A 13,033-nucleotide genomic window follows, 5' to 3' on the forward strand; every position below is an offset into this window, starting at 1 on the left:
CATTTTAATTTTATATATAGTTTACAATTATTGTACCTAACAAAAAACCAATTATACAATACACACTTTTTGAATTCGGAAAAATTTCTTCCAATACAACATACATCATTGTACCTCCTGCTGTGGCAAGAAATACACCTATAAGAGAAGTAAATACTCCTCCAAAATAAACACCTAAAAAACTTCCTAAACCCATAGGCAACCCAGCTATTACAGTAAATAAAATAACTTTACCTAGTTTCATTTTATTACAAACTAATCCCAATGCCATAGCCAATCCTTCTGGTATGTTATGTAGACCTATAACTATAGCAAGAGTAATACCCAAACTTTCAGTTGACATAAAAGAAGAACCAATAGCTAGTCCCTCTGGTAAATTATGTAGTAATATACTTATGAATATAAGATATCCAGATGCCACACTTCCAGACATATCCAATTTTGTTTTTATGTACATAGTTATGAGAGCTCCAACAAACGTAAATATGACTGTATTGATTATCCCCATTTTGTCCATTGATTCTTTCATCAAATCAAATACCACTACAGCCAACATTATTCCACCAGATAGTCCCATAAAGAAATTTAAATATTTATCAACTTCTCTTTTAAAAATAGCTGATATTACGCCTCCTAATCCTGTCCCTATAACACCTGCCAAAAGTCCAATCATTGTTACTTTTAGTATCATATAACCCTCCTATACTTGTATATAACAATTATATACAGTAGAATATGATAACATGACCTAAAATACAAAATAGCTGTTTCAAAATAGAAAATAATTTCTAGAAAGAAACAGCTTCTTTAACACATTACTTATATTGCAGTCATTTTCTCTGTTTGGTCAACAGTAATTAAAGCATCTATCATTTCATCTATATCCCCATCTAAAAATGCATCTAACTTATATAAAGTTAAGTTTATTCTATGGTCGCTTATTCTACCTTGAGGGAAATTATATGTTCTTATTCTTTCTGATCTGTCTCCTGTTCCGACTTGGCTTTTTCTCTCTGCTGCTATATCTTTGTGTTGTTCTGCCAATGCTTTATCGTAAAGTCTAGCTTTTAATATTTTTAAAGCTTGCTCTTTATTTTTTAGTTGTGATTTTCCATCTTGACAAGATACTACTTCACCTGTAGGTATATGTGTTACCCTAACAGCAGAGTCAGTAGTGTTGACACTTTGTCCTCCATTACCTGAAGAACGGAAAACGTCTATTCTCAAATCATTTGGATTTATATCAACTTCTACATCTTCAACTTCTGGTAATACTGCAACAGTGGAAGTTGACGTGTGTATTCTTCCACCAGATTCAGTTGATGGTATTCTTTGAACTCTATGAACTCCAGACTCGTACTTTAATCTTGAATATGCTCCCTTACCTTTTATCATAAAAGATACTTCTTTATATCCACCGACTCCAGTATCACTTGCACTTAATAATTCTATCTTCCATCTTCTTCTCTCAGCATATCTTGAATACATTCTAAATAAATCACCTGCAAATAGAGCTGCTTCATCGCCTCCAGCTCCACCTCTAATTTCAACTATAACGTTCTTGTCGTCATTAGGGTCTTTAGGTAATAATAATATTTTTATTTCATCCTCTAAAGGTTCTACCTTTTCTTCCATCTCAGCTAACTCCATTTTAGCTAATTCTCTTAATTCCTCATCTGACTCTTCTTGTAAAATTTCTTTTGATTCTTTTATACTATCTAAAACACCTTTATACTCTCTGTATTTCATAACAATAGGCTCTAAGTCAGCATGTTCCTTTATATACTTTTGCCAAACTTTTTGATCATTTATTACATCCGGATCACCTATTTTTTCACTTAAGTCTTTATATGTATCTTCCAATACCTCTAATTTTTTTAACATACTTTCACCTCGATTAAATGTAACATATCAATTGTTGATTATATCATATATTGTAACCTATAACAACTCTATCAATGCCTTGAATATCCTTCTTTGTATATATTTTTTTATATCCATTACTTTTCATAATATTTATTACATCTTCAGCTTGATTATGACCAACTTCATATGCTAATATTCCACACCTATTTAAATATTTCTTACCTTGTTCTGTTATTTTTCTATAAAAGTCCAATCCATCTTCTCCACCTTCAAGAGCATTATATGGCTCATAATCTTTTACTTGTGTATGCAGAGTTTCTATATCTTGTTTTTTAATATAGGGTGGATTTGAAACTATGATATCAAATTTTATGTTACTATCACTTATTGCTGTAAATAAATCAGAATTGATATACTTTATTTTTCCACCAACTTCATTTATAATAGCATTTTTTTTAGCTATTTCTAAGGCTATTTCTGATATATCAAAAGACATGATTTTAGAATTTTCAATGTACTTAGCCAAACTTACTGTAATAGCACCAGAACCAGTACCTATGTCTAGTATACTTACATCTTTTTTTTCTTTACATATTTCAATTATCTCTTCTACTAAAGTTTCTGTATCTGGTCTTGGAATCAGTACGCCTTCCTTAACAAAAAAATCTAATCCCATAAACTCCCTGTTTTCAACTATATATGCTATTGGTCTTCCATTTAATCTTTCTTTAGAAAAATCTATAAATTTTGTTTCTTGTTCTTCAGTTAGCTCTTTATTCAGATTTAAGTGAATATATAGCCTGTCAACACCTAATATTTTTTGTAACAATAGCTCTGTATCTAATCTTGGAGTGTCACTTACATCTTTAAACGTATCTGAATATTTAATAATTATATCTTTTATCGTCATAATAAATATCCTTTTCTTTAATCTACTACTGCCTTTAATGCTTCTAAAGCAACCTCTAATTGCTCATCATCAGGCTCTTTTGTTGTAAAATATTGCAACATCATTCCTGGATATGCGATAATTTTAGTAAATCCATTATCATATCTTCCAAGAATTCTAATTACTTCATAGGATAAACCTGCTACTATAGGTACACATATAATTCTCATAAATATTCTAAATATTGGATTTGGCCAACCGAAAAATGCAAACAATATTATTGATACAGCCATAACTATAAATAAAAAATTTGTACCACATCTAGGATGTAACCTTTTAAATTTTTTAGCGTTCTCTACTGTAAGTTCTAAATTATTTTCATAGCAATATATAGATTTATGTTCTGCTCCATGATATTGAAAGACTCTTTCTACATCTTTACTTCGTGAAATCAGTACTATATATGCAAATAATATAGCTATCCTTATGATTCCTTCTATTAAATTAAGCATAAAATCATTAGGCATTACCTTAGAAAAAGCTCCTCCTACTAATGTAGGTATAAAAATGAATAATCCAGCAGAAAGTAGCATTGCTATAACTAATGAAAATATTATAATTATATCATTTGCCTTATCTTTAAAAATTTTCTTTATAAATAAATCAAATCTATCCTCTTCAGCCTCTTCCATAAAAAATTCTGAAGAAAAGTTTAAGCTTTTCATACCTTGAATCATTGTATCTATCATAACAAAAGAACCTCTAATAAAAGGTATCTTATCTATATTCTTATCTCTTACCCAACTTTTTATTCTATCTTCTTTTAGTGCTATTTCTCCATCACTTTTTCTAACAGCTACTGCTCTTTTGTCTTTTGACTGCATCATTACACCTTCAATAACGGCTTGCCCACCTACAGCTTGTTTTGCCATCCACTCACCTCATTTTATTGTATTTAGAATACTCAATTTTACATATTTATTATTATAATACAAAAAGACAATTTAAAGTAGAATATGAATGTTTTTTTGTAATAAAATAGGAGTTGGCTTCCTCCAACTCCACTTTTATAAAAATTAGTCCATTTTGAATCTTTTCTTGAATTTGTCGATTCTTCCACCTTTTTCTATGTTCTTTTGTTTTCCTGTATAGAACGGATGGCACTCTGAACATATTTCAACTTTTATTTCGTCCTTAGTTGAACCAGCAACAAATGTGTTCCCACAAGCACAACGCACTTCAACTGGATTGTATTTTGGTTGTATTTCCTTTTGCATTATAGTCACCTCTTCTCTTTATTTAAAAAAATTAATTATATTAACTTTCTTTTTACATTATCAACTACATTATTATAGCATAACTTATTATGCCATTCAAGTGATTTTTCCATTACTTCATATAATCTATATTTACATTTGTATTATTGATTTTACAAATTCTTTATTGATTTTACAAACTCTTTATTGTCCTTAGTTCTTTTTATAAGTTCAATGACTTTGTCTGTAATTTCCATTACTGAATTATTACTCATCTCTCTTCTTAATCTCCAAAGAGCTGTCTTTTCTTCATCATCAAGCAATAAGTCATCTCTTCTTGTACCGGATTTATAAATATCTATTGCAGGGAATATTCTTTTTTCTGCTAATTTTCTATCTAGGTGTAATTCCATATTTCCTGTACCTTTAAATTCTTCAAATATTACATCATCCATCCTAGAACCAGTTTCAACTAGTGCTGTTCCTAGTATTGTCAAAGAACCGCCTTGTCTAATATTTCTGGCTGCCCCAAAGAATTTCTTAGGACCATGAAGTGCACCAGGGTCAATACCTCCAGATAAAGTTCTACCTGTAGGAGATATTGTAAGGTTATATGCTCTTGCTAACCTAGTTATACTATCTAGTAAAATTACTACATCTTTACCATGTTCAACTAATCTTTGAGCTCTATTTAACACCATCTCTGCAACTTTGACATGATGACTTGATACTTGGTCAAAAGTAGAATATATAACGTCTCCTTCAATCGATTCTTTCATATCAGTAACTTCCTCTGGTCTTTCGTCTATAAGGAGTACTATAAGTTCAACATTTGGATGATTTTTAGCTATACTATTTGCAACACTTTTTAAAAGAACTGTTTTCCCCGCTTTTGGAGGTGCTACTATCAATCCCCTTTGCCCTTTTCCTATAGGTGAAATTAAATCTATAATTCTTGTAGCTATTTCATTTCTATTAGTTTCCAGTGTAAGTCGTTCTTCTGGAAATATTGGTGTTAATGTCTCAAATGCATTTCTTTGTATAGCTGTGTCAGGGTTTTCATCATTTATTTTTTGAACATATAAAAGTGCTCTAAATTTCTCTCCGCTTTTTGGATGTCTAGTTATTCCTTTAATCTTGTCTCCTGTTTTCATATTAAATCTTCTTATTTGAGATGGTGAAACGTAAACATCACCTTCAGTAGATAAATAATTTGAACCCCTTAAAAAACCAAATCCATCTGGCAGAATTTCAAGCACACCTACTACTTCATCTTCTTTTGATGTATTGAATTCATCTACTATCTTAGATTCATCAACCTGTTTAGGCATATAATAGTTTTTATTATTATTTCTGACCACTCTATTAGACATATTTGATGACTTATTACAATCATTTACATTCGTTGTCTTACTATAATCATTTCTTTGATTTCTGTTTTCTTGGTTTTGGGAAATATTTTGAGTATCTATTTCTTTCTTGTTGTATGATTTGGTAGGGCTCTTATATTCAACTTCTTTTTCTATACTTTCACGCTCTATATTTTCTTTTCTATTTTTTATGTCTTCTTTAATATCTTCATTTTTTTCTTTAATCTCTTCGTTTATTTTTTCCTCATTTTTAATTTTGGAATTTATAATCTCAATTAACTCATTTTTCTTATATGTAGTAATTGATTTTATTTTTAATTCTTTAGCTATATCTCGTAGCTCAACTAAGGTCTTACCACCTAATCCTTCTAATACTTTATCATCTAAAATCAAAAAAATCCTCCTCATCTATATATTCATTTATATACATACTTATTTTGGAAATTGAAGGCATGAAAAAGAAAAGTTTTATTTAAACAGTTAAGTCTAATAATATCACTATTTATACATTATGGTCAATAAATAAAATTTAAAACATTATTACCTATTATATTACTGTATCTCAAGTCCAATCTTAGCACGTTTTTATAAATTTATCACTATATTTATATCTTATAATAATATTTTCCTTTAAAATATGCAACTATTATAAAAAATTTTTTTTACATTTATAAATTCTAAAAACCATATATAACTAAAGTGTTGTAAGTTTTAAACTACATCAAGTTATATATGGTTTTTATATTTATGTATATCAACTGCTTTTGTTTATCCTATTACATAGTTGCAATCATACTCAAAACAGCTGTTATACTCGTTAATACAAGAATTCCCACAATCCCAACAGCTATTATTCTATTAATTCTTTTCTGACTTGATTTTGCCACTGTACATCACCTTTCATTAATTATTTTTGAATTTCAAGTTCTCTAATTTCATTGACTTCAGCTAAATCTATTTTTTCATCTGTATTATTGTATAACACATTACTATTTTTATCAAATTCACTACATATATGTTTCAAATATTTTATAAAATCTTCCTTAAGGTCTTCTTTCTTTAGAGCGAAGTCAACAGTAGCTTCTAAAAATCCTAGTTTATCACCAACATCATATCTCTTACCTTCAAAATTGTATGCATACATAGCTTCTTTCTTAGACAATATCTTTAAAGCATCTGTGAGTTGTACCTCTCCACCTTTACCTGGTGGTAAATCCTTAAGAATATCAAAGATTTCAGGAGTTATTATATATCTACCTAAAATAGCAATATTTGAAGGAGCTTTTCCTGATTCTGGCTTTTCTACCATATCTTTTACCTTATAAACTCTACCTTCTATATTTTTTGCTTCTATTATACCATATTTATTAGTATCTTCTTGATTCACTTTTTGAACACCTAATATTGTAGTTCTATACTCCTCATATGCGTCTGTTAGTTGTTTTAGACAAGGTACATCATTGTCCACAATATCATCACCTAACATTACTGCAAAAGGCTCATAACCTATAAAATGCCTAGCACAATAAATTGCATCTCCCAATCCTTTTGGCTCTTTCTGTCTTATATAATGTATGTTAATCATGTTAGATATATTTTGTACTATCTCTAACAATTCTTTCTTTCCTTTTTTCTCTAAATCAAGTTCCAATTCTACAGATTTATCAAAGTGGTCTTCAATAGATTTTTTATTTCTACCTGTTATTATTAGTATTTCCTCTATTCCTGAAGCCACAGCTTCTTCTATTATGTATTGTAGAGTAGGCTTATCAACTATTGGTAACATTTCTTTTGGTTGTGCCTTTGTAGCTGGCAAAAATCTAGTTCCTAAACCTGCTGCTGGTATTACGGCTTTTTTAACTTTAACTTGCATAGAATCATCTCCCACTAATTAATAAATAAAAAGTCCTATATTGATAGGACTTTAAACTTTTAGTATATTTTATCATTAATTCGATATATTTACCACGTGGATTATAATAATCTTTATAATAGCTTTTCAAGTTCAGCTACTAAACTGTCAAATTTTTTGATTGTATTTTCTATAGGTTTTGTATTAGTTAAATTTATGCCACTTGATTTTAATAAGTTTATTGGATAATCTGAACTTCCCTTTTTAAGGAAGTTTATATAGTTATCTGAACCATTTTTTAGTATATCTTGGGCAAAACTTACTCCTGCACTACAACCTGTAGCATATTTATAGACATAGAAACTATTATAAAAGTGTGGGATTCTAGCCCATCCGACCTTAGATAATTGGTCTAATTCATAGTTTTGTCCATAATATTTTTTAAGAAGTTGTCCCCAAACATCATTTAATACTAATGCATTTACACTTTTTCCTTTTTCTACTAACTCATGTATAGTTTTTTCAAATTCAGCATACATAGTTTGTGTATAAAGAGTGTCCTTTATCAAGTCTAAATATTGTGTTATATAATAAGCTTTTTCATCATTACCTTTAGCCTCTCTTATAAGCATCTCATAAAGCAATGCTTCATTAGTTGTAGATGCAACCTCATGAGTAAATATAGACGGATTTGAATTAAAATAATTCTGATTCTTAGAACTTAGGTATTCGTATACAGCATGACCAAGTTCATGTGATAAAGTTGAAACTGAACCTAATGAATTATTATAATTTAAAAGTATATATGGATGATTTTCATAAACAGATAAGCAGTATCCACCACTTACTTTATTTTCATGTGAATAAACATCTATCCATTTTTCATTGAAAGCTTTATACACTACATCATTGTATTCTTTTCCTAAAGGTGACAACGCTGAGTATACTATACTTTGTGCCTTTTCATAATTAATATTATTATCAGCAGTCTTAACTATAGGTACAAACATATCATATGAATGAACCTTATCTAATTTTAATACCTTTTTTCTTAAATCTATATATTTGTGTAGACTGTCCATATTGCTATTTACAGTCCTTATTAAATTATTGTATACTTTTTCATCTACATTATCAGATTCCAAATACATTTCTAAAGAAGACTCATAACCTCTCTCTTGAGAATAAAAAATATTCTTTTTCACTTGACCAGTAATCAAACCTGCAATTGTATTTACATTATCATTGTAAGTTATAAGTTCATCTTGATAAGCTTTTTTCCTATTTTCTCTATCTGATGATTCTAATTCACTTGCATATTGAGCTGGTGTCAAATTAGTTTTTCTATCCATATTCCTAAATAATTCATAAACTTGACTTGGAAGACTACTTATTGAAGACACTTTGCTTAGGATGTCTTCTGACTTATCATCCAAATAATGTACTTTATTTCTTCTTATATCCCTTAAATATGCACCATATTTCCTATTTATATTTTTATTTGAAATAATTTTCTTATAATCTTTGTTTGATAATTTTAATATCTCTAATTCTAAATCCGAACAAATCCCCATATAGTTGCCATAGGATTTACTCATAGTATCATTCATATCTAAATATTTATATGAATTTTTATTAGTATCTTGTTTTAATTTTACATAGGCAGAAAGTCTATTTAATCTTATATCAAGCTTTTCCTTGATATTTAAGGCAAAAGACAAATGTGTTGGTGATTTTGTTACTTTACCTATGTAATTTTTTAATTCTTTAGTATCTTTATCAAAACTCTTAAGTTCTTTTTTCCATTGGTCATCACTTTTAAATAAAGATTGTAAGTTCCAACATGTTTTTTCATAATCTATTTCTTGTTTTTTTTCAGCATCATCTTCAGTATCATTATTCATGACAGTAACTGCTCTATCATTATTCTTTTGATATCCTTGGTCAGCTTTTATACTTATTATTAACATGCAAAAAATAGAAATAAATAAAGGTATTATTGCTTTGCACAATTTTCTATTCATAAAAAGCCATCCTTTCAATAAATTTACTTAATAATAGGATGGCTTTTTTCAGATATATTATTCAATTATTCATACTATATAAATAAATATCGAATTAATAGTTATCCACATAATAATCAACATATTCACAGGTTTTCTTTGTATAGAAATTTAGTTATTTCAACATGAATCTCTTTTGATAATAGCTTTTGTTTTTTCTTTTTTTACATTTTATTAACATTTCTGCCATACTTATCAACAATTTTTGTTGATTTATATGTTTTTTTTGTTAATAACTATACTTTTTTCAAAAGTCTATTAACATATTATACACAAGTTATCCACAGTTTATACACATAATTTTGTAAACTTTATTTTGTACATATTTTCGTAACTAAAACAGTCATGTCATCTTCGATTTGTAACGCTTGTAACTCTAATGCTCTATCTAATATTAAATTTGATATTTCCTTTGGATTTGTAGTCTCTATATTCTTTAAGAAGTATATTAACCAATTATCTCCTAAATTGTTATTTCTTCCTGCATCTACAATTCCATCAGAAACCATTATAACATAGTCTCCTTCCTTAACTTTTACATTTTTTCTATCAATTTTTACATCTGATAATATACCCACAGGCAATGATGATGATGATATTAAATCGACTTCTCCATCCTCTCTTTTTATATAAGTAGAACACGCTCCCATCTTTATAGTTTCTAAACAGCCTCGTTTTAAATCTAAAATTCCTAAATCCAGAGTTGAAAACATCTCTTCTGAAGACTTTAATAGCAACATATTATTTATAGTATCAATAACTATTTCGTCTTTAATTTTTGCATCTATCATTTTTTCCAGTATATCAATAGTGGCAGAAGATTCTTCATATGCTTTTTTACCTTTTCCCATACCATCACTTATAGCCATCATATACTTACCATCATTTATCTCCATGTATGTGTAATTGTCTCCACAAAGAATATGTCCATCCCTTGACATCGCTGAAACTTCTGTTACAGCCTTATATTTTTGAGATTTAACGAATGTTGCCTTACATTTACCTCCTAAACAATGGCACCCTATTTTTCTAACAGACATATTTTCACCTACTAGGTCTGAAATTATATTTACAATTTTATCTTCACACATGCATCCATCATGGCAAGTTTTCTTTTCTATTGATATTTCAAATTCACTGTTACTCTTTGTTAAGTAACTTACTTTATCAACTGTTATGTCATATCTTTCTAACTGCTCATATATATTTTTTTCCTTTTCTATATCCAGCATTATATCGCCTTCTAAATCTTGGGATAGCGATTTAATTGATTTTGAAATACTTCTTATCTGATTTGCTATTAACTTTCTACTTTCTGAAAACTTCACACTCCAATCATAATCTAATACAAACATCTTGTAATAGTGATTTGATATTTTCACTATTGACTCTGGTTTCATACATTCCTTTCTAAAATTTTTAGGTATATCGTTTAGACTTAACTCTCCTTTCTCCTCAATTTTTTCAAGAATGTTATATATCATAGTGTATGTATGATTAAATCTTGATTCCCAACACATTCTTCTCATACTACAACTTTTACATTCATCATTATGAATCATATCTATTACATTAGCTATATCTCTTTGGTCTAACACCTTATCTTTTTCTCTTATCTTATCAAATGTATCTGCAAGGTCGTCGTAAGTTTTATAAATACTATTCAATCTACTATTAGTTAGATTCTTGCTTCTCATAATATAATCGTATACGATTTCATTTGAAGCTACATTACTTTTTATTAATTTTTCAATCTTATTAAATAACCTCTCTGGCAACACTATAACTATTAAACAACCCAATAGTATATCTCTTAATTGCATCATATTAGAAGTAATACCAGAAGTATATAGGTATATTATTATCCAGCTTAGAATATATCCTAGTATACAGAAATATTTATTTATTTTATTAAATGCACCACTTATTAATCCTGAAAAAGAATATATCCCCATATAAATAGCTGATGTCATATTATTTAAAATGGATGCTACCCCAATAATTACACCACTAGATGCTCCCATGGTAGCTCCACCTACTATGGAGGTCAGTAATATCAATACTGTTGATAAAATGGTCCTTATTGATATTCCAAACAAGGATATATCACCTATCCCCATTATGCTAAAGGTCAGCAGTAAACTTATTGAGATAGCTTCTTCTGTCCGTACAGACATCCTATTGTTGACATTGGCCATTAAACCTATCCCATAAGAAAACACATATATAGATATAAACATTATTATTGCTTCTACACCTGCTATAAGAAGATTGTACGTATACCTATTTGAAAAGAAAGCTTGTCCCATGGAAATTGGAAGTAATATCATTGCACCTATAAATGCTACCTTAGCAATTGAATCTGATAATTTTAATTTCTTATTCATCGCCATAAATATTGTAAGGCACACAGCATATTTTGCTACATTTCCAAAATCATTAGATGATAACAATATTCCTAATAATGTTGATATGAATACAGGTATCTTGTACTTATCAATCTTTGATGCACATATAAAAAATGCAATTCCTAAGGGAGCTACAGAGTCTACTATAATAGACCTACTAAGTAAAAATCCCATTACGGCGAATGCCGCCGTAGTAAAATCAATATATCCGCTTATTAATTTTATGACATTTGGTTTTACAGTTTTATTCTTCACAACTGCTACACTTCTTTGCATAAAAAAACCTCCTCTTTTGTTTATATTAAGAATTGTAACAAAGAGGAGTAATTTTTTTTGTCATAATCGGTTTTAAAAATCAAAAAATATTAATACATTTTTTTTGACTTTTGACATATTAAGCCTTCCAAATTATCGTATTCACTTACGGTTATTTCTTCTATTTCTAATTTTTCCATTATTATATTCAATATTTTTACACCAGCAGTTATAATATCCGCACGTTTTTCTTGTAGCCCTTTTAAGTTCTTTTTATCACTTAATGTCATCTTTATTAATTTTTGTAGAATTTTTTCTATTTCTTTTTTGTGTATTTTACTATTATGTACTTTTTCCATAGAGTAAACCTCTAATTCTTGATTCATTGCTGATAATGATGTAATCGTACCGCCTATGCCTATAAGAGTTTTTAATCCTCTTTTTTTTATATAGTTTAAAGTTTCATCAATCTCATTACATATAAATGAACTCATAGCTTTAAACTCTTCATCTTCAATAATATCATGTTTCAAAAATCTCTCTGTCATCCTAAGAGCACCTACATTTTCACTTTTATTAAATTTGATTCCTTCTAAGTCACCTACAATAAATTCTGTTGAACCTCCTCCAATATCTATAACAATAATAGTATCATCATCTTGTATGCCTTCTAAGACACCCTTAAATCCCAAATTCGATTCTTCTATTCCTGTAACTATATCAACATCTATTCCAGTTTCTTCTTTAGCTAATTTAACAAAGTAATCTCCATTTTTACTGTCTCTAAGAGCAGATGTCCCCATACAGTAAATTTTTTCACACTTTTCATTATTACACTTATCAGAGAATTCTTTTAATGCTTTTATATTTCTTTGAATAGCATCTTCCTTTATATATCCTTTATTATCTACACCATGACCAATTCTAGTTGTATTAACAAATTTTTTTCTGTTTATGAGCCTTCCATCTCTATAATCTGCTACTAATAATCTCATTGAGTTTGTCCCAATGTCTATAGCTCCTACTTTCATTATGAAATACCTCCTCAATAAAAACAAAAAGCCATCCTTAACT

The 13,033-nt window shown here is 28.7% G+C and carries 10 protein-coding genes; all 10 read right to left on the minus strand.

Features of this window, described 5'->3' with window-relative positions; translation table 11 throughout:
• Nucleotides 1-10: 10 nt before the first annotated feature.
• Entirely contained in the window at nt 11-691 is a 681-nt protein-coding gene (locus tag JJC02_16995) for a ZIP family metal transporter (protein UDN54534.1), read from the minus strand.
• 128 nt (nt 692-819) lie between these two features.
• A complete protein-coding gene (prfA, locus tag JJC02_17000) occupies nt 820-1,884 on the minus strand; it encodes a peptide chain release factor 1 (GenBank protein ID UDN54535.1) in 1,065 nt (354 codons plus the stop codon).
• Between the two features lie 43 nt (nt 1,885-1,927).
• Nucleotides 1,928-2,776, minus strand: coding sequence for a peptide chain release factor N(5)-glutamine methyltransferase (gene prmC, locus JJC02_17005; protein ID UDN54536.1), 849 nt, complete (start codon nt 2,774-2,776; stop codon nt 1,928-1,930).
• Between the two features lie 17 nt (nt 2,777-2,793).
• Nucleotides 2,794-3,687, minus strand: a complete 894-nt coding sequence (locus tag JJC02_17010) for a DUF1385 domain-containing protein (GenBank protein ID UDN54537.1) — start codon at nt 3,685-3,687, stop codon at nt 2,794-2,796.
• A 144-nt stretch (nt 3,688-3,831) separates the two neighbouring features.
• On the minus strand, nt 3,832-4,032 hold the full coding sequence (rpmE, locus tag JJC02_17015) for a 50S ribosomal protein L31 (GenBank protein UDN54538.1): 201 nt from the start codon (nt 4,030-4,032) through the stop codon (nt 3,832-3,834).
• A gap of 152 nt (nt 4,033-4,184) precedes the next feature.
• Nucleotides 4,185-5,789 (minus strand): transcription termination factor Rho, encoded by a 1,605-nt coding sequence (rho, locus tag JJC02_17020; protein ID UDN54539.1) that lies wholly within the window; start codon nt 5,787-5,789, stop codon nt 4,185-4,187.
• Between the two features lie 499 nt (nt 5,790-6,288).
• Entirely contained in the window at nt 6,289-7,254 is a 966-nt protein-coding gene (galU, locus tag JJC02_17025; GenBank protein ID UDN54540.1) for a UTP--glucose-1-phosphate uridylyltransferase GalU, read from the minus strand.
• A gap of 113 nt (nt 7,255-7,367) precedes the next feature.
• Nucleotides 7,368-9,257, minus strand: a complete 1,890-nt coding sequence (pepF, locus tag JJC02_17030) for an oligoendopeptidase F (GenBank protein ID UDN54541.1) — start codon at nt 9,255-9,257, stop codon at nt 7,368-7,370.
• Nucleotides 9,258-9,607: 350 nt separating this feature from the next.
• A complete protein-coding gene (gene spoIIE, locus JJC02_17035; GenBank protein UDN54542.1) occupies nt 9,608-11,980 on the minus strand; it encodes a stage II sporulation protein E in 2,373 nt (790 codons plus the stop codon).
• 89 nt (nt 11,981-12,069) lie between these two features.
• A complete protein-coding gene (locus JJC02_17040; protein UDN54543.1) occupies nt 12,070-12,990 on the minus strand; it encodes a Ppx/GppA family phosphatase in 921 nt (306 codons plus the stop codon).
• Nucleotides 12,991-13,033 lie beyond the last annotated feature (43 nt).

This window comes from Clostridioides sp. ES-S-0054-01, assembly GCA_021561035.1.
Classification (GTDB): domain Bacteria; phylum Bacillota; class Clostridia; order Peptostreptococcales; family Peptostreptococcaceae; genus Clostridioides.